This window comes from Maribacter aurantiacus, assembly GCF_005780245.1.
Lineage (GTDB): Bacteria > Bacteroidota > Bacteroidia > Flavobacteriales > Flavobacteriaceae > Maribacter > Maribacter flavus.
In genome coordinates, this window is record NZ_VBUK01000005.1 from 105,051 (window position 1) to 128,936 (window position 23,886).

Annotated in this window: 21 protein-coding genes; 7 read left to right on the forward strand and 14 right to left on the reverse strand. The window is 41.1% G+C overall.

Translation table 11 applies throughout. From position 1 onward, the window contains the following. Positions 1 to 29: 29 nt before the first annotated feature. Together FEK29_RS10295 and FEK29_RS10300 are read right to left on the reverse strand one after the other, a co-directional pair. Complete coding sequence (locus tag FEK29_RS10295; protein WP_138258352.1) at positions 30 to 848, reverse strand: MBL fold metallo-hydrolase; 819 nt, start codon at positions 846 to 848, stop codon at positions 30 to 32. A gap of 12 nt (positions 849 to 860) precedes the next feature. After that, entirely contained in the window at positions 861 to 1,319 is a 459-nt protein-coding gene (locus FEK29_RS10300) for a GNAT family N-acetyltransferase (RefSeq protein ID WP_138258353.1), read from the reverse strand. Positions 1,320 to 1,488: 169 nt separating this feature from the next. Here FEK29_RS10300 and FEK29_RS10305 point away from each other — a divergent pair, with 169 nt between their 5' ends. Further along, positions 1,489 to 2,376 carry a hypothetical protein gene (locus tag FEK29_RS10305; protein ID WP_138258354.1) on the forward strand — a complete coding sequence of 296 codons (888 nt, stop codon included), beginning with the start codon at positions 1,489 to 1,491 and terminating at the stop codon, positions 2,374 to 2,376. 74 nt (positions 2,377 to 2,450) lie between these two features. On the opposite strand, the gene fumC is transcribed toward FEK29_RS10305, so the two are convergent. Then, entirely contained in the window at positions 2,451 to 3,848 is a 1,398-nt protein-coding gene (fumC, locus tag FEK29_RS10310; RefSeq protein WP_138258355.1) for a class II fumarate hydratase, read from the reverse strand. Between the two features lie 137 nt (positions 3,849 to 3,985). Between fumC and FEK29_RS18050 the strand changes: the two genes are divergently transcribed. Next, a complete protein-coding gene (locus tag FEK29_RS18050) occupies positions 3,986 to 4,159 on the forward strand; it encodes a hypothetical protein (protein WP_162850213.1) in 174 nt (57 codons plus the stop codon). A 61-nt stretch (positions 4,160 to 4,220) separates the two neighbouring features. Here FEK29_RS18050 and FEK29_RS10315 read toward each other — a convergent pair whose 3' ends face one another. The 7 genes from FEK29_RS10315 to FEK29_RS10345 form a co-directional block, all read right to left on the reverse strand. Further along, entirely contained in the window at positions 4,221 to 6,707 is a 2,487-nt protein-coding gene (locus FEK29_RS10315; protein WP_138258356.1) for a TonB-dependent receptor domain-containing protein, read from the reverse strand. 4 nt (positions 6,708 to 6,711) lie between these two features. After that, positions 6,712 to 7,224 (reverse strand): hypothetical protein, encoded by a 513-nt coding sequence (locus FEK29_RS10320; protein WP_138258357.1) that lies wholly within the window; start codon positions 7,222 to 7,224, stop codon positions 6,712 to 6,714. A gap of 82 nt (positions 7,225 to 7,306) precedes the next feature. Then, positions 7,307 to 7,651, reverse strand: coding sequence for an arsenate reductase (glutaredoxin) (arsC, locus tag FEK29_RS10325; RefSeq protein ID WP_138258358.1), 345 nt, complete (start codon positions 7,649 to 7,651; stop codon positions 7,307 to 7,309). Positions 7,652 to 7,669: 18 nt separating this feature from the next. Continuing rightward, positions 7,670 to 8,768, reverse strand: a protein-coding gene (gene prfB, locus FEK29_RS10330) for a peptide chain release factor 2 (RefSeq protein WP_138258474.1) whose coding sequence is annotated in 2 segments (ribosomal slippage) — positions 7,670 to 8,704 and positions 8,706 to 8,768 — 1,098 coding nt in all. Because the reading frame shifts where the segments join, the coding sequence is not laid out codon by codon here. 65 nt (positions 8,769 to 8,833) lie between these two features. Continuing rightward, positions 8,834 to 9,700 (reverse strand): transglutaminase-like domain-containing protein, encoded by an 867-nt coding sequence (locus FEK29_RS10335; RefSeq protein WP_138258359.1) that lies wholly within the window; start codon positions 9,698 to 9,700, stop codon positions 8,834 to 8,836. 31 nt (positions 9,701 to 9,731) lie between these two features. Next, positions 9,732 to 10,679 carry an alpha-E domain-containing protein gene (locus FEK29_RS10340; RefSeq protein WP_138258360.1) on the reverse strand — a complete coding sequence of 316 codons (948 nt, stop codon included), beginning with the start codon at positions 10,677 to 10,679 and terminating at the stop codon, positions 9,732 to 9,734. Between the two features lie 7 nt (positions 10,680 to 10,686). Beyond that, positions 10,687 to 12,150 carry a circularly permuted type 2 ATP-grasp protein gene (locus FEK29_RS10345; protein ID WP_138258361.1) on the reverse strand — a complete coding sequence of 488 codons (1,464 nt, stop codon included), beginning with the start codon at positions 12,148 to 12,150 and terminating at the stop codon, positions 10,687 to 10,689. A gap of 287 nt (positions 12,151 to 12,437) precedes the next feature. Between FEK29_RS10345 and FEK29_RS10350 the strand changes: the two genes are divergently transcribed. Further along, on the forward strand, positions 12,438 to 14,837 hold the full coding sequence (locus FEK29_RS10350) for a zinc-dependent metalloprotease (protein ID WP_138258362.1): 2,400 nt from the start codon (positions 12,438 to 12,440) through the stop codon (positions 14,835 to 14,837). 19 nt (positions 14,838 to 14,856) lie between these two features. Then, positions 14,857 to 15,879 (forward strand): threonine aldolase family protein, encoded by a 1,023-nt coding sequence (locus FEK29_RS10355; protein ID WP_138258363.1) that lies wholly within the window; start codon positions 14,857 to 14,859, stop codon positions 15,877 to 15,879. 20 nt (positions 15,880 to 15,899) lie between these two features. Here the strand turns inward: FEK29_RS10355 and FEK29_RS10360 are convergent, their stop codons facing one another. After that, entirely contained in the window at positions 15,900 to 16,202 is a 303-nt protein-coding gene (locus FEK29_RS10360; protein WP_138258364.1) for a YegP family protein, read from the reverse strand. 148 nt (positions 16,203 to 16,350) lie between these two features. Next, positions 16,351 to 16,677, reverse strand: a complete 327-nt coding sequence (locus tag FEK29_RS10365; protein ID WP_138258365.1) for a YbaB/EbfC family nucleoid-associated protein — start codon at positions 16,675 to 16,677, stop codon at positions 16,351 to 16,353. 145 nt (positions 16,678 to 16,822) lie between these two features. Here FEK29_RS10365 and FEK29_RS10370 point away from each other — a divergent pair, with 145 nt between their 5' ends. The 3 genes from FEK29_RS10370 (at position 16,823) to FEK29_RS10380 (ending at position 21,469) form a co-directional block, all read left to right on the forward strand. Then, on the forward strand, positions 16,823 to 18,883 hold the full coding sequence (locus FEK29_RS10370) for a S9 family peptidase (RefSeq protein ID WP_138258366.1): 2,061 nt from the start codon (positions 16,823 to 16,825) through the stop codon (positions 18,881 to 18,883). 72 nt (positions 18,884 to 18,955) lie between these two features. Continuing rightward, complete coding sequence (locus FEK29_RS10375) at positions 18,956 to 19,996, forward strand: PLP-dependent cysteine synthase family protein (RefSeq protein ID WP_138258367.1); 1,041 nt, start codon at positions 18,956 to 18,958, stop codon at positions 19,994 to 19,996. A gap of 213 nt (positions 19,997 to 20,209) precedes the next feature. After that, entirely contained in the window at positions 20,210 to 21,469 is a 1,260-nt protein-coding gene (locus FEK29_RS10380) for an aminotransferase class I/II-fold pyridoxal phosphate-dependent enzyme (protein WP_138258368.1), read from the forward strand. Positions 21,470 to 21,524: 55 nt separating this feature from the next. Here the strand turns inward: FEK29_RS10380 and FEK29_RS10385 are convergent, their stop codons facing one another. Both FEK29_RS10385 and FEK29_RS10390 read right to left on the reverse strand, forming a co-directional pair. Next, positions 21,525 to 22,643, reverse strand: coding sequence for a GTP cyclohydrolase (locus FEK29_RS10385; RefSeq protein WP_138258369.1), 1,119 nt, complete (start codon positions 22,641 to 22,643; stop codon positions 21,525 to 21,527). Positions 22,644 to 22,730: 87 nt separating this feature from the next. Continuing rightward, the gene (locus FEK29_RS10390; protein WP_138258370.1) at positions 22,731 to 23,816 is read right to left on the reverse strand and encodes a transporter; all 1,086 of its coding nucleotides are present in this window, start codon (positions 23,814 to 23,816) and stop codon (positions 22,731 to 22,733) included. Positions 23,817 to 23,886 lie beyond the last annotated feature (70 nt).

Here is a 23,886-nt window from a genome sequence, read left to right on the forward strand (position 1 = left end):
CTCATTTCTTACTGTGATGTTACATTTTATCAATATTCTTCATTTGGGTACCAATCCAATTGGACCACTTCAATATCGGCATTGCCGGCGTTTACCAGTTCCTTGAATTTTGAAACATCGCTTACATCTGGTCTGCCCCTGTAATGATAAGGGTAAACTTCTGCTGGTTTAAAATCCAAAACGGCCGAGGCGGCATTCTCCACCGTCATCGTATACGGCAGGTTCATACAAACAAAGGCCTTATCTATATTTTGAAGGTTTCGCATTTCAGGAATGTCCTCAGTGTCCCCGGAAAAATAAACGCGTTCATCCCCCAAGGTGAGGACATAACCGTTGCCCCTACCTTTTACATGAAAATCCTTGGCCTCTTCTCGCAAGTTGTACATGGGGATTGCCTCAATTTTTATACCTTCCAGCGCTGCAGTTTCACCGTTATTCAAAATTTTCAACTGTGGATGGAATGCTTCCGGAAGTTGGTCGGCTACGGCTTGCGGGACTACGATGGCAACATTGTCCGTATTCAGTTCCTGTAAGGTTTCCACATTGAGATGGTCGCCATGGATATCGGTTATTAATAGTAGATTAGGCTCATTTTGACCTTCAAAAGCTTTCGCCCCTCCGGTAGGGTCCACATAAATGGTGACACCGTTCCATTCGAGTACTGTTGTGGCGTGTTCAATAGGGACAACCTTTAAATTGTCCAATACTTGGGATGGAGATTGGGGTGGAATGTTTGCTTCAGAATTATATGCTGGTACAGCATCAACATCTTTCCCTTTCTTGTCCTTACAAGAAAACAAAAGGGTTGCCGAAAAAAATAGTATCGTAAGTAAATTTCTCTTTTTCATAATATGATTTAATTAAAGTAATAGTTCCATTTTTATATCGGATCGTGCATAGGGAGAATTGTTTTCCAGAATCACTTCCCTAAACCCAAACTTTCTGTATATGTGAAGCGCCGGATTCAGTTTGGTGCTGGAATATAGTTCAATACGCTCCCATTGGTTACGCTTTCCCAAAGCGATGGCGTGCGCCAACATCCGTTGGCCGATTTTTAAACTTTGGTATTCCATATCCACCGCCATTTTTCCCAATTCGTAGATTCCGGTCCCCTTTTTCAATAGGGAGTAGCAGCTCACGGGTTTTTGGTTCCAAAGACCTATGAATATGAGTCCTCCTTTATCCAGGATATGTGTCTGACAATCGTTGAGAAGTTCATGGTCTTTATCCTCCACATAAAAAAATCGCTCTAGCCATGCCAGATTTAAGTCCCTAAAAATATCCTTGTATTTCGGCTCAAAAGCAATGATTTCCAGCATTATATTTGAAATCGTGGTATGCTTAAAAGTATTAAAAGTACATAGTCTTTGAAAACGGATTTAAAATTATTTAACATTAAAAAATCTAAAATCCGCATCCGTACGTATATAGAGTGATACAAACAAACACTTTAGTTGAAAATCAACAAGATTAATTAAATATTACATTATGACCGAAACAAAAAATAACAATGGTTTGAAAGTCCTAGCGGCTTTATTGGGTGTAGTGCTCTTAGGTACTATTATCTACACTGTAAGTCTTTATCAGGATAAGAAAAAGACTGAAACCGTTCTAACCAAGGAGAAGGAATTGGTGGTTGAGGACTTGAATAGCTTAAAATCCGAATACGATAAGGCTATTTTAGAAAGTAACGCTACCAATGAGGAATTGGTTACGGCTAGGGATAATATTGCAAAATATATCGATTCCGTAAAAACAATGAAAGCCGATATTTCCGCTTTGTCAAGATATAGAAGACAAGTGGATGTACTTAAGGCCGAAAGAGAGCAGTTGTTGAAACAAGTGGATTCTTTAACCCGATCCAACACGATGATTGCCATGCAACGTGACAGTACGTATGTTGAGTTAGAAAAACAAACAGTTTTCAATGATTCTTTGGTTGTGCAGAACACGCAACTGGCCGATGCCGTTGCCAAAGGTTCCGCTTTGAATCTTTCAAAATTTAATGTAGATGCCGTAAAAGAGCGTAATAGTGGTAAATTGGTCTCAACGCAAAGAGCCAGGGCTACTGATAAATTTAAGATCTGTTTCACGGTTGCCGATAACGTTATCGCCCAAGCCGGTGATAGGGAATTTTATTTAGAGGTATTGGATCCCCAAGGAAATGTTATGGGCGAAAGTTTCTCCAAGACAAACGATGAAGGTGCTTCCATTACTTACAGTAAGGCTACGGAATTCTATTACGAAAACAAGGCTTTGGATGTTTGTGATTACATTAACAAACCAGCTAGTGATTTCCAAGATGGAAACTATATGGTGAATGTGTATGATGATAAGCTTAAATTATTGGGAACTTCCAAGTTCGCTTTAAAATAATAGAACACTATCCATTACATATATAAAAAGGGCGGTCTTTCGTAGACCGCCCTTTTCATTTTCTACAACAATTTTTATTTAAGACTTCCTACCATATCTTCAGGTTTTACCCATTCATCATATTCTTCGGCGGTTACATAACCTAGATTCACGGCTTCCTCTTTTAAGGTGGTTCCGTTTTTGTGGGCCGTATTCGCTATTTCGGCCGCTTTGTAATATCCTATCTTTGTGTTCAAGGCTGTAACCAACATCAAGGAGTTGTTCAAGAGTTGCTTGATGACACTACGATTCGGCTCAATGCCAGAGGCACAGTGTTCCTCAAAACTTATGCAGGCATCCCCCAATAGTTGGGCGGACTGTAAAATATTCGCCGCCATCATTGGCTTGAATACGTTCAATTCATAATGTCCTTGTGTACCTCCAACCCCAATGGCAACATCGTTGCCCATTACTTGGGCACATACCATGGTCATTGCCTCACATTGTGTAGGGTTTACCTTGCCCGGCATAATAGAACTACCTGGTTCGTTCGCCGGAATGATTATTTCCCCTATTCCCGATCTTGGTCCCGATGCCATCATTCGTATGTCGTTTGCAATTTTGTTCAACGAAACCGCCAATTGCTTCAGTGCCCCATGGCTCTCAACAATAGCGTCGTGTGCGGCCAGGGCCTCAAATTTGTTTTCTGCGGTTTTAAAGGGTAAACTGGTAAAATCTGCAATGTATTTGGCTACTAGTACGTCATAGCCTTCGGGTGTGTTCAGTCCGGTACCAACGGCGGTTCCTCCCAAGGCAAGTTCGCTCAAGTGGTCCAAGGTGTTGTTCAATGCCTTTAGCCCATGGTCCAATTGGGAAACATATCCTGAAAATTCCTGCCCAAGGGTTAGGGGAGTGGCATCCATCAAATGTGTCCGACCAATTTTAACAACATCCTTAAATTCCTTTGCTTTTTTATCCAAGGTATCCCTTAATCGCTTTACTCCGGGAACGGTTACCTCCACGATTTTTTTATACGCCGCAATGTGCATGCCCGTTGGGAAGGTATCGTTTGAAGATTGGGATTTATTGACATCATCGTTGGGTTGAATGGTCTTTTCACCTTCCCCGATGACCTTTCCCGCAATTTCATGGGCCCTGTTGGCAATCACTTCGTTCACGTTCATATTACTTTGGGTGCCAGAACCTGTTTGCCAAATTACCAATGGAAATTGTTCATCATGTTTACCAGCCAAAATTTCATCACAGACTTGGGAAATTAGGTCTCTTTTTGCTTCGGACAATACGCCTAACTCGCAATTGGCATATGCGGCCGACTTTTTCAAATACGCAAAACCGTAAACTATATCCAATGGCATGGATGCCGAAGGTCCAATTTTAAAATTATTACGGGAACGTTCCGTTTGTGCCCCCCAATACTTATCCTTGGGCACTTGTACTTCGCCCATAGTGTCTTTTTCTATTCTGTAATTCATGATGTTAAATATTTTGAATAACAAATTTAGGGGTTTGCCCAATTTTTTGGACTTCAATGCCTATTAAATATTTTTTTAAGTTTGACTTGGAAAATGTATCATTTTCAAAGTATCTTTGGAACATAAAACGAAGTATCATGTTTGAATTTGACCAATATTTAGGATTTCTAGCTTTTTTGACCATACTTACCATAGGATTTTGGTTAATGATATTCTTGTTGACTTTTGTAGTACCATATTGGTTGTTTGGAAATATTCGTGAGCTTTTGAAGGAAAGACGTGAAAAGAAAAAAGCCGCAAGACAGGCTTAAAATATAGTAATTAAAAAGGGGAAGCAAAATGCTTCCCCTTTTTTTTGTATTCGTTTCTCCATTAACTTCCAAATTCTTCATCGTCTCCGGAGTCGTCCCTTTGCTGTCTTCTTTCACGCTGCTTTTGCTGGTTAATTCGATATACAAAAGAAAGATTGAATTGCCTTACCCGCCATTGAAATTCACTATCTGAAGTAAACGTAGGAGTCTGTGTGAAAGACATACGCTTTCTTGAGTTTAATAAATCGCTAACATTAAAGGCTATGGTGCCATTGTCTTTTAGAATGTCCTTACTAAATGCCAGATTTATGGAAAAAATGCCTTCGTTTTCTGTTTGGGCATTGTTTGTGGGGCCCCGATAGAAGGCGTTTGTTTGCCAATCAATTTTTCCTGGTAATGTAACCTTGGAACTAAATCTAGAAAACCAGCTCGTGTTTTTGGCGCCAAAATCTACACCATTAAATATACCGCTGGAATTAAACTGGAAAAAGTTAAAACTTCCGTTGATTCTCCACCATTTAAAGGGGTTGTAAAGTATGCCAACTTCTCCACCTATTCGCTCATTGGTTGAAAGATTAATGGGCAAAGAGCGTATAATTGCGATACCATCTGTTGTAAGTTGACCTGTTTCTTCTTGGATTCTTTCAAAGGAATTTGTCTCTTTTTGATAATACACAGAAGTTGTAAGTGTAATTTTTTCCCATCTTTTTAGATATCCTATATCATAGGCATTAGCAAAGGCTGGATCCAAATCAGGATTACCTTGAAAAATATTTGTTCTACTGGAAAACGAGGGAAATGGGTTTATGAAGAATCCCCTAGGTCTATTGATACGTCGATTATAACCCAAAGATATATTTTCGTTTTCGGCTAGTTCATAAATAAGGTTCAAAGTAGGGAAAAGGCCCAAATAATTCTTGTTGAAATCCAAATCAATTTCCGGTCCCAAAATTTCCCGTAATGTTTCAATATCTACGCCGGTTACTTGACCTTTTAACTGTGTGTTTTCCAGTCTTAGACCAGCAAGAAATGAAAATTTACCGTATTTGTTCCCATATTGGGTATACAGCGCATTTACGTTTTGATTAAAGATAAAACGGTTTGTCAAGCCAGGATTGGGTTCAAAAACACCAGTATCAGGATTACGTTGCTCCAAGGCGAAGTCATTGTCGTTTTCCTCAAAATTACCTCTATAGCCCGCCTCAAATTGTGCATCTCCCATAGGAAGTACATAATCAACCTGTACCAGTACTTCATTTTGTAATTCAATCTGATCTATGTTTTGAGCATCAATAATGGAATCCGTAGGAAAAAATTGGTCTTCACTAATTATGATGGGTTTTATCTCCTCATCAAAGGAATATTGAAAGTCAGCCGTTAATTTATGTCCTTCATCATTAAAATTATTGTTGTAATTAAGTGAAAGTTGATAGCTCTTTTCATCCTCTAATTCAATTTCCCTTCTTAAAGTTCTGCTATCAATATTTGTACCTATGAAACGTGTTGTATTATTATCCGTAACATCTTCTCCATCGTTCAACCTTCCAAAGCCACTAATGGTTAATGAAGATTGATCTGTTAGAAAGTATTCTATTCCTAAATTGGCATTAAATCCGCTATTGTTTCTATTTATATCCCTATCCTCGATAATTCGGTCAAAGGCACCATTAAAATAGGTGTTGTCAAAAAAGCCGTTTCCGGGACCTTTGTTATACCTATAGCCTATAGTAGTAAAAATATTGAAGTTGTCCGTACGAAGGTTTAGGTTTGGAGTAATGGAAAACGCGTCTGGATAGCCTACAGTTGTATTTATGGTACCATTAAATCCACGGGTCTTTTCTTTCTTTAAAACGATATTTAAAATACCGGCGGTGCCTTCTGCATCATATCTCGCGGATGGGCTCGTAATCACCTCCACTTTTTCAATAGCATCAGCAGGTAGCTGTCTAAGTGCATCCGTGGAACCAAAGCCCGCAAGGGCGGAAGGTCTACCATTGATTAATATCCTTACGTTTCCATTTCCTCTAAGGGCTATGGCACCATCTACATCCACCGTAACGGAAGGAATGTTATCCAAGGCATCACTTATGGTCGCACCACTATTCGTTAAATCCTTTCCTACATTATATACCTTTTTGTCCAAGCGTACCTCTACGGTGGTGCGTTCTCCAACTAACTCTACTTCGTTCAGTTGTGCAACATCCAGCGCAAGTTTAATGGTACCTAAATCCGTGGATTTGGTAAAATTTTGATTGGGAAACTCCTTTGATTTATAAGAGATATATTCTATTCGTGCATTGTATCTTCCAGGACCTACTTCTACAGAAAATTTACCGTTGATATCCGTAATTCCGCCCGTAACCCGTTCTGGATTATCAACACTTTGTAGTACCAAAGTTGCATATTCCAAAGGTTGGTTATTTTCTTCATCTAGAACCGTACCTGTAATCGTTACAGGAGATCGACCGTTCCCTGGGCCTCCTTCTGGTCTTTGACTTATAACTTGTAAAGTGAATAATAGTAGGAGTAAAGGGAAAAGTTTTCTCATAGGTTTAGTTTTTGTCTTTCTTTCGTTGTTTCTTTTTTTCTTTTTTATTCTTTTTTATGGTTTTGTCCACTCCGTTTTTTTGGAGTTCTACAAATGCCTCATATTTTTCTAGAGGTAAACTTGCTTTTAATTCTTCATCCTGCCGCTGCGTAATCTTATCATAGACCTCACGCATTTTTTCAGGTGGAAGTTTTAATATTTGTGCCTCAATTCTTTCCTGAACGTATTTTTTCAATATTGAACTTAGAATGGCACTTTCAAAATCGTTCAATTGCAAGGCCTCTGTAATGGAGGGCATTTCACCGTCTACCAATTCTTCGGCCGTCTTGGGCTTTACCTCTTCGGGAGTTTCTTGGGCCTGTGGTATGGCACTTCGTCCTCTTCCATATCCATAACCCCTACCATAACCATATCCTCCCATACCATTTCCAAACTGGGCGTATATTTCTACACCAGCGAATAGAAATAGGGTCAATGTGATAATGCTTAAGCGATTCCATTTCTTTGTACTATTCATAATGTTTGATTTTGAAATTGAACTTTGGTTTAAGTCGCTTTGGTTAATTATTTGTTAATAGTTTCCGCGATTTTAAGGAACCTTAAGAAATCAGGGTCTTAATATTTTCTGGTGGCCTACCTATTACCGCCGTGTTGTTTTTTATAACTATCGGTCTTTCAATGAGTTTTGGGTTCTCTATCATGGCATCTAGGATTTCTTCTTCGGTCAAAAGACGATTTTTATAGTTCTCTTTCCATATTGTCTCGTTTTTACGGACCAAATTCTCCGCCGAGATACCCAAACACTGAAGAACTTGTCGCAGTTCCTCCTTTGAGGGAACATCCTCCAGATATTTAACTACTTCAAACTCCTTGCCAGAATCCTCCAATATTTCCAGACCCTCCCTGGATTTTCTACATCTGGGATTGTGATAAATTTTAATCATTGTTAAAATATAATGTGTTTATTCTTCCTCTTTTTGTCCCATCATCATAAGGTAGGCCTTTAAAAAAGCATCTATCTCCCCATCCATGACCGCATCCACGTTGCCTGTTTCTTCAGCAGTTCGCACATCCTTGACCAATTTATAGGGGTGCATTACGTAATTCCGTATTTGCGAACCCCATTCTATTTTCATTTTGGAAGACTCTATTTCCTGACGGGCCTCCATCTTTTTCCGCAGTTCTATTTCGTAAAGTTGGGACTTCAACATTTTCATTGCGGTGGCCCTATTGTCATGCTGACTTCTGGAGTCCGAACATGAAATTTGTATGCCTGTGGGATGGTGCACCAATTGCACCTTTGTCTCGACTTTGTTCACGTTCTGTCCTCCCGCGCCACTAGATCTTGCCGTGGTGATCGTGATATCGGCCGGATTTACGTCTATCTCTATACTGTCGTCCACCAAAGGATACACATAGATAGAAACAAAAGAGGTGTGTCTTTTGGCGTTACTGTCAAACGGGGAAATTCGTACCAATCTGTGAACACCGTTCTCACCTTTTAGCCATCCAAACGCATATTCACCATCAATTTCCAAGGTGACCGTTTTAATACCGGCAACGTCACCTTCCTGAAAGTTCAGTTCCTTTACCTTGTATCTATTTTTTTCGGCCCACATCATGTACATCCGCATTAACATGGAGGCCCAATCGCAACTCTCGGTACCGCCCGCACCTGCGGTTATCTGCAGTACAGCGGGAAGTTCATCACCCTCTTCGGAAAGCATATTCTTGAACTCCATTTTTTCCAAGGAATTCAAGGCTTTTTCATATTGAGTTTCTACTTCTTCCTCCGATACTTCCCCTTCCTGAAGGAACTCAATAAGCACTTCCAGATCGGTTACCAATGTCTTGGCGGCATTGAAGTCATCCACCCATTGCTTTTTGGACTGGATGTATTTCATTTGTGCCTGTGCCTCTTGGGGATTGTCCCAAAAATCGGGTGCCAAGGTCTTTTCCTGCTCGTTCTCTATTTCAATAAGTTTGGCATCGATGTCAAAGATACCTCCTTAACGCACCAAGGCGATCAATAAGACCTTTATAATGGTCTGTAGTTACTATCATCTGAGATAATTTTCGGTAAAAATACTATTCTTTTTTACCAAATTTGATATAGTTTGTTCCGATTATTGCTGTATGAGGCGTTGCTGATTTTTAACGACAACGGAATACGTAGTTTTATGGTTCTCGGCCGAATGGATTACGCGCTTCTCCGGTAAACAATCCATAGAATCCTTGCCATGGCAGATTTTGATGTAATCGGCATTGACCACCCTATTGTTGGTAGGGTCAAATCCCAACCAACCGTAACCAGGGACAAAGGCTTCCGCCCAAGCATGTATTTGCCCATCGCCAAGGCATCCGTTCTCATGATTTAAAAAGCCCGATACATATCTACAAGGTATTTTATTGTATCGGCCCATGGTACAGAAAAGATGTGCCAGGTCTTTGGAATTGCCCAATTTTAAGACCTGGATTGTCTCCATTCTAGACGTGCCCTCAGGTCCTCCCGATACAAATTGGAACTGGGAATGTATCCAAAAGTTCAACTTTACAAGGTTTTCAAAAATTCCCTTATTTGGGTCGAACTGGTAGCTACCATTTTTGTTCTTGGGTAATCCCGTTAGTGGGGTTGCCCGTAAAAAACGCTCAAAGTGCACCTGAAATTTGAGGGAGCCGATTTCCTCTAGTGTGTTTAGAATATCCTCGGACTTCGTTGGCTCGGGCATTTGTAGCAGGGAAGTACGTACTCTAAAGGTAGCTTTAAAGGAAATTTGGCTGAACGCCTTTTTTGGGTGCACCTTAATGGTTTTAAATCCAAAACCGTTTATTGATAATTGGTTCACACAGTGGGTGGAGTTTGAAAAATCGAATTCCAGTATCTCTTGGAACTCGTTTTCCATGGGGATTATCAGGAATTGCCAATACCCTTCGGCCACCTCATTTTCAAAAGTAGTATTGGATTCGTACAGAATGGTATGCTCTTTCCACATCTTGGATGTAAAAATAGCCTATTTGTAGACATTAATAGTTGAAAAACTCTTCGTCTACCTTATTGCTGATTTCCTCCAGACTTTTGAGAATACTTTCTATAAAGGATTTTATATCCTTTTCAATTTCCTCTATGTATTTGAATTCATATTCGGATCGAACGCGGCCAATCAGAAACGCTGTGGATTCCTTATTGTATTTTCTTTCTGGGTTTAGAATTTTCACATGCTCGTAAAACTGGTTCAAAGCATTCATGACGGATCTGGGGCAATTGGGGTTCAAAATGAGGAATTCCAAGGTGGATATGCTAGTAGGCGGTTTTTTATAGTACCTGCGCATCATGTCATAGGACTCCGCACATTTCAGTAGTGTGGTCCATTCAAAACTTTTCCGAAAACCATCCTCAAAATCGCTCTGGGACAATAATGCGTCGTTATATTTGGAATTGATCATACGGGTAATCTGTGTCGCCCTTTCAATATTTACGCCCATCATGATGATAGCGTAAACGGAATCGTGCAATAGCGTACCCCTAATTTTACCCCTAAGTATGGCACTCATTTCCGTCACATTGGTCGTGAAATCATGGAGCCCGCTTCTTACGAAAACCTCTTTGGGATAATTTAGGACAAAATGGTAGAATTTGTTGATGGATTCATAGAGTTCCGTAGAAATAAGGTCCCGTGCACTGTTGGCATTTTCCCTGGCATATTTTACATTGTTCAAAATGGACGATACAAAACTGGGGTCCACGCCAATTTTGAACAATACCTCTTCCTCCACCAGTGTTCCATTGGAATCCTTATCAGGTTCCCCAACCATAAACAACATCGACCTAAGAACAAACTGTCTGTCCTGGGAAATTTGGTTAGGTGCGTCCAGGGACGAAAAATAATTCACGTTCATATAACGCGCAATGTGCTCGGAACGTTCAATGTATCGTCCCATCCAGAAAAGATTATTGGCTACTCTTGCTAACATGTAGTATTTATTTTTTTAAGACCCAAGTGTCTTTTGACCCGCCGCCTTGGGATGAGTTCACGATTAAATTTCCTTTTTTCAACGCCACACGGGTCAATCCGCCTTTTAAAACGAACTCCTTGTCCTTGCCTAGAATGGTAAACGTTCTTAGATCTACATGACGCTGTTCAAAAGATTCGGAATCATCGATATAGGTTGGATGTACGGAAAGTGACATGATGGGCTGGGCGACATATTTTCTTGGATTTTCCTTTATCTGTTTTCGTACTTCCTCAATTTCCTGTTGGGTAAGCCTGTTGCCTATGGAGATACCATAACCACCTGCTTCGTCCACAGGTTTTACGACCAGGTCCTTTATATTTTCCAATACATATTGCAACTCGTCCGGTCTGCTACAATGATAGGTATGCACATTGTTTAGGATGGGTTCCTCTTTCAGGTAATATTTAATGATGTCCGGCATATAGGTATAAACCGCTTTATCATCGGCGACTCCCGTGCCAGGTGCGTTTGCAAGTGTTACGTTCCCTTTTTTGTAAGCGGCGAATAGGCCCGGTACGCCCAAAGCGGAATCCGGCCTAAACTCCAATGGATCCAAAAATGCATCGTCAATTCGCCTGTAGATTACATCCACCTTTTCAGGTCCTTTGATGGTCTTCATGTACACAAAATCGTTTTCAACGAACAGGTCACGTCCTTCTACAAGTTCGACCCCCATGGTCTTTGCCAAGTAGGAATGTTCATAAAAAGCGGAATTATACATGCCCGGCGTGATAACAACGCAATTTGGGATATCTACACCTTTTGGTTTTACGGATTCCAATTGCTCCAATAGGTTTTCCGCGTAGTCCGTAACCGTATAGGTCTGGTAATGGTTAAAAACCCCAAAGAGGGCCCGTTTCAAGGCCGTGCGGTTGCAGATTACGTAGCTCACTCCGGACGGACATCTAATATTGTCCTCCAAAACATAATACTGGCCATCTTTGTGTTTAATGATATCGGTTCCCGATATATGATTGTAAATGCCACCGGGTGGATTGAGCCCTTTCATTTGATCCAAGTAATTGGCCGAAGACGTAATGAGTTCCAAGGGAACGACCTTATCCTTTAATATATTCTTATCGTGGTAAATGTCCCACAGAAAAAGGTTCAATGCCTTGGCCCTTTGAATGGATCCCCTTTCAATGATGTCCCACTCCTCCGGGTCGATAATTCTTGGGAATAGGTCGAAGGGAAAAATCTTTTCCTGAACATTGTCCTCACCATAGACCTGAAAGGTTATTCCCTGATTGAAAAAAGATGCTTTGGCCTTGGAGTTAAGGTTGATATAATCCTGGATGGAATGCCCGCCATAAATATCAAAAAGCTTTTGATAGATATCCTTTATGTTTCCTTTACTATCGTAAATTTCGTCATATAAATCAGGGTTTCTCTGATAGGAGGAAAAAATTTGGTTCTCAACGTTAGACATACAATTTGTTTTCATAAAAGGTAAAAAATTTTATAGAAAAAACGCTTAGTATTTCAACATAAATAGGGTGCTTAAATTTTCTTTTCTATAAAAATCCTGCGACTTTTTTGTTTAAAAACGTGTTTCTCCAATTAGGACACCATCGGTTAAGAATTTAGCCGTAAATTATCTATTTTTAACTCCTAACTAAATTTTGAAACCAAACATCCAAGTTGTTTTTTTCACGTATTCATTTGCGACTTATTGGATGTAAACAGTAATTTTTAAGAATCAATACCCATTAATACATGAAAAAAACATCCCCGTTATGGCTGTTTTTGGCCATACTATCCCTATCACCGGTTTTTGGTCAGTTTTCAGAGAAAAAAAAGGATTTCCAAAAGTTTGAAGGCCTTTTCGATTTCTATTACGATTCCAAAACCGACAAAATTTATCTAGAGGTACCCCAATTGGAAAAGGAGTTTCTATATGTTTCTTCCTTGAGCAGTGGCATCGGAAGCAATGATATTGGCTTGGACAGGGGGCAATTGGGAAATGAACAGGTAGTCTTTTTCAGGAAGGCCGGAAACAAGCTCCTTTTGGTGCAGCCTAATTTAAAGTTCAGGGCCTTGACGGACAATGCCCTTGAAAAGAAATCCGTGGAGCAGGCCTTTGCAAAATCCATTTTATATGGTTTTCCCATTGAAGAGGAAAAAGATGGGAAATATATTATTGATATATCGGGGTTTTTAATGCAGGATATCCATGGAGTTACGGAAAGACTCCAAAGCACCGATCAGGGAAGTTATACGCTGGACAAGGAAAAAAGTGCCATGGCGATGGACCGTACCAAGGCCTTTCCAAAAAATATTGAATTTGATATTACCCTAACCTTTAAGGGAAGTCCCAAAGGAAGCTATGTGAGAAGTGTGGTGCCCAACCCTGGATTGATTACCGTGGCCCAGCATCATTCATTTGTGGAACTCCCCGATGACAATTTTGAAAAGCGCGAGTTCGACCCCAGGTCAGGGGCCTATCCCTTTTCCTATTACGATTATGCGACTCCCGTTGAGGAGTCCTTGATAAAAAGGTTTATCCCTAGGCATCGGTTGGAAAAGAAAAACCCCGATGCCGAGGTCAGTGAAGCGGTAGAACCTATAATCTATTATTTGGATAACGGAACCCCGGAACCTGTTCGTAGTGCCCTTTTGGAAGGTGGCAGGTGGTGGAACCAAGCATTTGAGGCCATTGGGTATAAGGATGCTTTTCAGGTAAAAATGTTGCCGGACGATGCGGATCCTTTGGATGTTCGCTATAATGTCATTCAATGGGTGCACAGATCTACTAGGGGATGGAGCTATGGTTCCAGCGTGTCGGATCCCAGAACCGGTGAAATAATTAAAGGACATGTTAGTTTGGGAAGTTTACGAATCCGTCAGGATTTTTTAATTGCACAGGCTTTGATGAACAAGCCTTTTGCGGAAAGGGACGATAATTACCAGCCTATGTTGGATTTGGCCTTGGCGAGAATCCGTCAGTTATCGGCACACGAAATAGGGCATACTTTGGGCTTTTCGCACAACTTTGCCGCCAGCACCAATGGAAGGGCTTCGGTGATGGATTATCCACATCCCCAGTTTTCGGTCAAAAATGGTGAAATCGATTTTTCCAATGCGTATGATATGGGCATCGGGGAATGGGACAAGGTAATCGTGGCCTATGCTTATAGCGATTTTCCCAAAGGTACCAATGAGCGGGAAGCGTTGAACGAAATTTTGGAAAAAGCAACTTCGGATGGTCTACGGTACATATCCGATCAAGATGCGCGTCCACAAGGCGGGGCCCATGTATTCGCCCACCTTTGGGACAACGGAAAGTCTATCAGTGACGAATTGTTGGATATGTTGAAGATCAGGGAGACCGCCATCGCAAACTTCTCTATAGACAATATCCGCACCAATGAGGCCAATTCCGTTTTGGAAGACGTTTTCGCACCCTTGTATTTTTTCCATCGGTATCAAACAGAAGCGGCAACAAAGATCATAGGCGGTTTGGATTATAACTATACCGTAAAGGGGGATGGCCAATTGACCGTTGCCCCTGTAGATAAGCGAACTCAGGAACAAACCTTAAAGGCAATTTTAAGGACCTTGGATGCCGATGAAATTGCAATCCCAAAGGAGAAATTGAGTTTGTTCCCTCCCAGGGCCATTGGTTTTGGAAGTACCCGGGAATCCTTTAACGGCAAGACGGGCGTCACCTTTGACGCACTTTCCGCTCCAGAAACGGCCGCCGATATGACCCTTGGACTATTGCTACATCCGGAAAGGGCTTCCAGATTGATCCAACAAAAGGCTTTGGACCCCAACAATCTTGGATTGGAAGAGGTATTGGCCGAAGTAGTTTCCAATACCTTCGGGAAAAATCTGAAAAATTCCTATAGCAATGAGGTACAGCAAAATATCAATTTTAGGGTGCTATTTCATCTGATGAACTTGGTAGCGAGTGATGCCGTCCATCCGCAGGTAAATGCGATCGCCAACATGCAGCTAAAAAAATTGAATGCCATGAATATGGAAAATGCGGCTATCAAAGGGGAAATTAGCCGTAGGATCACTGATTTTTATGAACACCCAGATGAATTTAAAGTTGTCGATGCGCCAAAGATTCCGGATGGTTCGCCCATAGGCATGGATTGTTTTCATTAATCCAAAGTAGTATCCTGTAATGACAATAAATTTGATAAGCGACACGGTCACCAAACCTACGGCTGGTATGCTGGATGCCATGATGTCTGCCCAAGTTGGGGACGATGTGTTCAAAAATGACCCTTCGGTCAATGCTTTGGAGGAAAAAGTGGCCACCATGTTCGGGATGGAGGCGGCACTTTTCTTCCCGAGCGGTACCATGACCAATCAGACCGCCATAAAATTGCATACCCAACCCGGAGAGCAATTGATCTGTGATAAATATGCCCATGTTTTTAATTATGAAGGCGGAGGTGTGAGTTTTAACAGCGGCGTTTCTTGTCGGCTCTTGGATGGACACCGGGGCATGGTTACCGCAGCACAGGTAGAATCGGCCATAAATCCACCCGATTTTTATCACAGTCCGTTGACTTCCTTAGTATGTATTGAAAACACGACGAACAAAGGGGGTGGTGCCTGTTGGGATAATAAGGAATTAAAGAAGATTAAGGCGGTTTGCGAAAAGCACGGTTTGCATTATCATTTGGACGGCGCCAGATTGTGGAACGCCTTGGTGGCTAAAAATGAATCGCCGGAACAGTATGGCGCCCTCTTTGAAACTATTAGTGTATGTTTGAGCAAAGGCTTGGGATGCCCGGTGGGTTCCGTACTTTTGGGAAGCAAGGAGCATATTCACCATGCCTTACGGATACGAAAAATATTGGGTGGGGGCATGCGCCAGTCGGGATTTTTGGCCGCTGCAGGAATCTATGCTTTGGACCATCATATTGACCGACTTTCGGAAGACCATCAAAAGGCGGCAGAAATTGGTAAGGAACTAACGAAGCTGTCCTTTATAAGGAAAGTGGAACCCATAGAAACCAACATCATCATTTTTGAAATTGAGGAGGATTTTATGTCCAGTGCCGACTTCAACTCCAAATTGCAGGAAAAGGATATCCATATCATAAGCATGGGGCAGGGAAAGTTGCGTATGGTAACGCACATGGATTATACCAATGAAATGCACGACTATTTTTTGGAAACCTTACGGCGTTTCTAGGTTATCTAAAATTGGCCCTTTTACGGTTCCAGGATGTTTCGTAGGTTTTTGATGCCGTTTTCCATACCGGCTTCGGAGTTGTAAAAACCACTGCTGCCAATTACGGTTCCTTGGTCGTTTTTTAGATTGAACAGAAATTTACCCTCGAAATTCGTTTTGCGTTCGAACCTTTTAGTTGGAAGTTCGACATTCTTTAGTTCGTTAAGCGTATGCTCCATGGATTTGGAATCCTTAAATTCCACACTTTCCAACAGCACTTTTCCCGTGGCAGATTTTACCACAAACTGGTAAAATTCATCATCCTTGTTTTTGACCTCGATCATACCAATTCTTTCTTTTAAAGATAGGTAATTTCAAAGAATAGGGACTGGAAAACGTTCAAGCCATCGCCATAAAGTTCAACGCTCAGTCTTACCTACAAATCAAAACTTTATTTCTTGGGAGTGCCATGTAGGCCTGCCAAACAGTAGCTTACTTCAACAAAGAATCCATTCCTGGAATATTGGGCATTCCTTCCTTGGCAACAGACGCCAATTCGGTTTCGTTTATGCTCGTCGCCCTTTTAATGGCCTTGTTCAGCGTTAAGATTAGAAAATCCTCCAACTGCTCCTTGTCGGACAAAAGTTCTTCTGAAATTTCGATTTTTTTTATTTCCCTATTGGCGGTGATAGTTACGGAAACGGACCCATCGGAAGATTTTTCATCGATAAGGACCGTGTCCATCCGCTTTTTGGTCTCTTCCACTTTTTTTTGGGTTTCCTTTAGTTTGCCCATCATACCCATCAAATCTCCGAACATAGCTGATTTTTTTGTTTTCGTTTATATTTCAAAGGTACTAAAATGTTCATATTCGTTGCGGATCCAAAATCGGCCTAACATACAGAAACGCTCCAAATAATAAGTTCTATTTTTGCGACCATCTTAAAATTGAAAAGAGAACAGAATGACACAGCGCAATGCACCGGTAGCCAAAAAACGACCTAAGGAATTAGTTGCCCATAACGATGTTAGAATCGATAATTACTACTGGCTTAACGAGAGGGAAGACCCTGAGGTTTTGGCCTATTTGCAAAGTGAAAACGACTTTTACAATGCCATGACGGCGCATACCAAAGCTTTCCAAGAGGCACTTTTTAAGGAAATGAAGACCAGGATCAAGGAAGATGATGCCTCCGTACCCTACAAGCTAGATGGATATTGGTACAAGACCAGATATGAAGTAGGGGGTGAATATCCCATTTATTCCCGTTTCAAGGAAACCTTGGATTCCGAAGAAGAAATCATGTTCAATGGGAACGAGATGGCAGAAGGTTTCGAATATTTTAGTTTGGGCGGAATCGCGGTCAGCCCCAATAATACTTTGGCCATTTTTGGTGTGGATACCGTTTCAAGAAGGGAATATACACTTCAGGTAAAGAACCTTGAGACAGGTGAAATATATCCAGATAAAATAGAGAATACCACAGGTGGCGGTGTTTGGTCCAACGATAACAAAACCTTTTACTATACCAAGAAGGAACCGGTTACCCTAAGATCGGATAAAATATACAAACACGTTCTGGGAACCCCCGTAGCAAAGGATGAGTTGGTGTTTCATGAGAAGGATGATACTTTTAGCACCTTTGTGTACAAGACAAAATCTAAAAAGTATATTGTAATAGGTTCCCATAGTACCTTGACCTCGGAGTTTCAGATGCTCTCCTTGGAAAGACCGGAGGAAGGTTTTAAGGTATTTTCCCCTAGGGAAAGAGGGGTGGAGTATTCAATTTTTCATTTTGAGGACTCTTTCTATATCCTGACAAATAAGGACGGTGCTACCAATTTTAAGTTAATGAAGGTGGGAGAGGATAGCACGGAATCCAGGAATTGGCAAGAGTTCATTCCGCACAGGGAGGATGTGCTATTGGAAGATGTTGATATTTTCAAGGATTACTATGTTCTTTCCGAAAGGGAAAACGGACTCAACCAGATTCGGATAGTCCGTTGGGACGGTTCGGATGCCTATTACCTGCCTTTTTCAAGTGAGACTTATACAGCCCACGTGGGCAACAATCGGGATTTCGACACCCAAATTTTAAGATATAGCTATAATTCATTGAGAACTCCAAGTTCTGTAATCGATTTCAATATGGCCACCAAAGAGGAGACCGTCATGAAGGAACAGGAGGTACTTGGGGGAAATTTTGATAAGGACAATTATATTGAAGAACGTCTTTGGGCCACGGCAAGGGACGGGATAAAAATTCCTATTTCCTTGGTATACCATAAGGATACGGTTTTATCCAAGAATACCCCGCTTTTACAATATGCCTATGGCTCATATGGGTACACCATAGACCCCTATTTTTCAACGGTACGCCTCAGTTTATTGGACCGAGGTTTTGTCTATGCCATTGCCCATGTAAGGGGAGGTGAGTATTTGGGGAGGAAGTGGTATGAGGATGGAAAGCTTTTAAAGAAGATGAATACCTTTACGGATTTTATCGATTGTTCGAAATACCTGATTGAACAGCAATTGACAGGTCCCGATCATCTGTATGCCATGGGTGGTTCCGCAGGCGGTCTTTTGATGGGCGCTGTCATCAATATGGCCCCTGAGCTTTACAATGGAGTAATTGCTTCAGTACCCTTTGTTGATGTGGTCACCACAATGCTTGATGATTCAATTCCACTGACTACCGGGGAGTATGACGAATGGGGCAATCCAAACGATTTGGAATTCTACAACTATATGAAATCCTATTCTCCGTATGACAATGTAAAGGCCCAGGGTTACCCCAATTTGTATGTCTCCACGGGTTTGCATGATTCCCAAGTGCAATATTTTGAACCTGCCAAGTGGGTCGCCAAATTAAGGGAATTGAAAAAAAATGATACCTTTTTATTTTTTGATATCAATATGGAAACTGGTCATGCAGGGGCTTCCGGCAGGTTTGAGGCACTTAGGGAAGCCGCAAAGGAATATGCATTTCTGTTGGATTTGGAAGGAAAAATAGTACTGTAGAAAAAAAATAGTAGATTTGTAGCAAATTTTAACAAATCTTTGATTTGCTAAAAACAAAAATCGTACCCCCCTATGGAAAATAAGATAAAGGCTAACAACAATATCTTAGAATTAATTGGGAAAACACCCTTGGTGAAACTTAACAGGATTACCGAGAATCTTACAGGTGACTTTTATGCCAAAGTTGAGGCATTCAATCCAGGTCACTCCTCCAAAGACCGCATCGCAATCCACATAATAGAAGAGGCCGAAAGGAAAGGCCTCTTGAAGGAAGGCAGTACCATTATTGAGACAACTTCTGGGAATACTGGTTTTAGTATTGCCATGGTAAGTATTATCAAGGGGTACAAGTGTATTCTGGCGGTCAGTTCTAAGTCTTCTGCCGATAAAATCGATATGCTACGTTCCATGGGTGCGGAAGTGTATGTTTGTCCTGCCCATGTGAGTGCGGATGATCCAAGGTCCTACTACCAAGTAGCGAAACGTTTGCATGACGAAACCAAGAACTCCATATATATCAATCAGTATTTTAATGAATTGAATATGGAGGCCCACTATCGATCAACAGGTCCTGAAATTTGGGAACAAACAGCCGGACAGATTACGCACTTGGTGGCCTGCAGTGGGACGGGTGGTACTATTTCCGGTACGGCCCGATATTTAAAGGAACAAAACCCGAATATCAAAATCATTGGAGTAGACGCCTATGGTTCCGTTTTAAAGAAATATCACGAGACGGGAACCTTGGATACCAATGAAATCTATCCGTACAGGATTGAAGGATTGGGTAAAAATTTGATTCCAACTGCCACGGATTTTGAGATTATCGATGAATTTATAAAGGTCACCGATGCGGAAAGTGCACATACCGCAAGGGAAATTTCCAGAACGGAAGGCATTTTTGTAGGGTATACCAGTGGAGCCGTTATGCAGGCCGTGAAACAACTGGATGAATTGAACACCTTTGATGCGAACAGCAAAGTCGTTGTTATTTTCCCAGATCACGGTTCACGGTATATGAGTAAAATTTACAGTGACCAGTGGATGGAAGACCAAGGCTTTTTGGAGGCCAATCCAGTGGAAGCGAAACAGGAAATCCAGTTCATTAAGTAAGCTGAGGTTTAAGAATACTACCAAAAGCGGGCTTTTTGCCCGCTTTTTTTTATTCATATCTACCTTGGGGAAAGCCCACGAGGCATTCTTCGAAGACGAACTTTTTATTTCGTGACTAACCTAGGTATAGTAAACCCTTTGGCGGTGCCAATAAATTATTTGTGAATGCTGTCCAAAAATTTTTACTTTTGCAGGCAGAACCAAAACTAGGTGATGAGAGATTTATTTGAAAGAATCATAGAAAATAAGGGCCCGTTAGGTAAATGGGCTTCACAAGCAGAGGGATATTTTGTATTTCCTAAATTGGAAGGTCCAATTTCCAATAGGATGAAGTTCCAAGGAAAGGATGTAATTACCTGGAGTATAAACGATTATTTGGGTCTTGCAAATCTACCTGAAATAAAAAAGGTAGATGGTGAAGCAGCAACGGAGCACGGAGCAGCGTACCCAATGGGCGCACGTATGATGAGTGGTCATACGGACTACCACGAGCAATTGGAACGGGAATTGGCAGAATTTTCCCAAAAAGAGGCTTCCTACTTGCTTAATTTTGGTTACCAAGGGTTTATGTCGGTTATCGATGCATTGGTTACAAAGGATGATATTATTGTGTATGACGTGGATTGCCACGCCTGTATTATCGATGGTGTTCGATTGCATATGGGTAAAAGGTTTACGTTTACCCATAACAATGCCGAGAGTCTGGAAAAGAACCTTGAGCGAGCCACCAAAATGGCGGACCAAACAGGAGGAGGTATTTTGGTAATCTCCGAAGGTGTTTTTGGGATGCGGGGCGAACAAGGGATTCTTAAGGAAATTGTCGCGTTAAAAAAGAAGTTCAACTTTAGGTTATTGGTAGACGATGCCCATGGTTTTGGAACGTTGGGCAAAACCGGAGCAGGTGCAGGTGAGGAGCAAGGTGTTCAGGATCAAATAGATGTGTATCTGGCCACATTTGCCAAATCCATGGCTGGTATTGGTGCTTTTGTTGCGGCCGATCAAGAAATAATCGATTACCTAAAATATAATTTGCGGTCCCAAATGTTCGCAAAATCCCTTCCAATGGTTTATGTGAAAGGAGCTTTAAAACGTTTGGACATGTTACGTACCATGCCGGAGCTTAAGGCGAAGTTGTGGGAAAACGTTAACGCCCTTCAAAACGGTTTAAAGGAGCGAGGTTTTGATATTGGGACCACTACTAGCTGTGTCACCCCTGTATATTTGAACGGTAGTATTCCAGAGGCGATGGCATTGGTAAAGGATTTGAGGGAAAATTACGGTATTTTCTGTTCTATTGTAGTATATCCAGTGATTCCTAAAGGGTTGATTTTGTTGCGTTTGATACCAACGGCAACCCATACCATGGAGGATATTAGCGAAACTCTGGATGCTTTTTCCGCTATTAGGGACCGATTGAAAAACGGAACCTATAAAAGATTATCCGCAGCGGTTGCAGCGGCTATGGGAGAGTAGCGTTCGATTTTTCAATAAGTAATAAATAAAGCCCAAACATTAAGTTTGGGCTTTTTTATAGGCTTTTTCTATAGGTTCTTCTTCTTTTGTAAACCTCTGGGCTAAAGTGCTTCCACATTTGTTTTATGGCAATGTTTTCTTCCAACTCTGGAGTTCTGTAACACATTTTTATACCTTTTTCCGTGAATACCTTGTAATATTCATTGAATATGATGGCGGTAACACCTTTGTTCTGGTATTCAGGGTGGATGCCTATCAAATAAAAGATAGCATCCTTACTGTTCCTTTTTGCCGATAATAGATGAAAAATCCCAAAAGGTAACAATGTGCCATTGGCTTTTTGCAAAGCCTTGGAATAAGAGGGCATTACGATGGCAAAGGAAATTACCTTGTCATTTTTGTCCAGAATAAATTTGATGTACTCCGGATTGATAAAACTGATATATTTTTTTTTGAAATAGGCCTTTTGTATTTCGGTAATGGGAACAAAGGAAGAAAGCTTTGCGTAGGTTTCGTTAAAAAGGTCGAACATCTCGTCCACATAGGGCATAACCTCCTTGGTGCTTGTAAAGTTCATTTCTTTTAGGCCATACCTCTTTTTAACAATGTCATTAAGTTTGGTAAAGAGTGCAGGATCTGCATTACTAACGGGGAATTTGTTCTCCATGTACTCCTTCTCCTTTACAAATCCAAAATTGGCGTAATGCTTTTCATAATAGGGATGGTTATACCAAGTGACCATAGAGCCAATATGATCAAAACCTTCCACAAGTACTCCTACTTTATCCAGATTGGAAAAACCTACCGGTCCCTCCATAAATTCAAGTTGGTTTTCCCTTCCTATTTCCGCAACTTTTTCCAAAAGTAGTTTGGAGACATTGGGATCGTCTATAAAATCGAACCAACCAAATCGCATTTTCTTGATCTGTTGCTGCTCAATTTCCAATCGGTTGATGATAGCGGCGACCCTACCAACAATGGAATGATTTTTATAGGCTAGAAAAAATCGGGCATCCGCATCTTTGAACACGGGGTTTATATCCTTGTTAAAAGAGTCAAGTTCGTCCTTTATAATAGGGGGAACCCAATATTTGGAACCCTTGTAGAGCGAAAAAGGAAAGGTTACGAACTTCTTTAGCTCCTTGGTATTTGCAACCTCTTTTAATGTGATCATCGATGCTTCTTAGAAGCATCAATATTAGGAATATTAATCAATACCTAAAAATTAAGCAAAGGTTAAAAGTACTAAGGGTATCGAAACTTAGAAGTCAATTTCGCTGTCGTCCCTATTTCCTTTTTTCTGGGCCTTTTTGAGTTTTCTCAATTGCTTTTTGGACGGTCCCAAATCCACGTCTTCCGCACCGCTTCCCCGGGATTTTCTATCTTTTCGTTTCTCCTTTTTCATGGAGTTTTTCTTGATGGCACCCCCATTTTCATTGGACTTTTGGTCTTCGATGGGTACCAATTTATCTTTGTGGAAGTCAAACCTATAGGAGCCCCCGGCATTCACAAAAACACGGGACGGTGTATTTTTAAAACTTGCCCCTAGTCCCATATCCACTTGAAGTTGCTCATTGAACAAATAGGCAACCCCTCCACGTAATAGTAAATCTGAATAGCGATCGCTGTGTATTCCCTGATGTTCCAAAAAGGTACTCCATTTGGGGTTTCTAAAGGCATGTGAGAAGGAAATTATATAACTCAATTCCGGGTCATCGGTTCCAATTCTATCATAAGCCGTATTGGTGATCATGACCATTCTTGGCGTCATTCTACTCTGTGTTGCAATCATTACTCTGGGCGAAACGGTGGGTTCTCCCGGATAGTAGGGATTGTCGCCCAAAACAAAATTGGCTCCCGCATACAGGGAGACGGCAGGCAACAAGTTTTTAAACTGGAACTTATGATTGGCGCGCCAACTATAAAGATTGGGTTTGTTTCGCTCCGGATTTTTATACGGGTCGTAGATTAAATACTTAAGTCCCAATCTGTTCCTGGAAAAATCCCTTCTCTTGGCCTTAAGGTCGAAGAATTCGTATATAATGTCCTGATCTTGAAAAGTACCTTCATAATTTAGTTCCAATCGCTCAAACAACAATCCGTATCGCAAGGAGAAGTTGGATCCCCAAGAATCAGATTGCGTATTCAAAAGTGCATGGTCGCTCTGTTCATAAAAAAGGCCCATTTCCAACTGCACGACATTTCTTCCAATGGCATAGGCACTTACGGAAAGTCCAGGCCTGTTGGAATTTATAACATCCGTATATTGGGCCAGGACGGACATAGGTGCAATCAATAAAACCAGTAGTTGTAATAGGATTCTTCTGCTACTAAAGGGCTTGCCCATGGAAACGACTTTATAATTATTTTAATACTTTGAATCTAGTTATACAACGTGATAATTGTATTTTTGATAT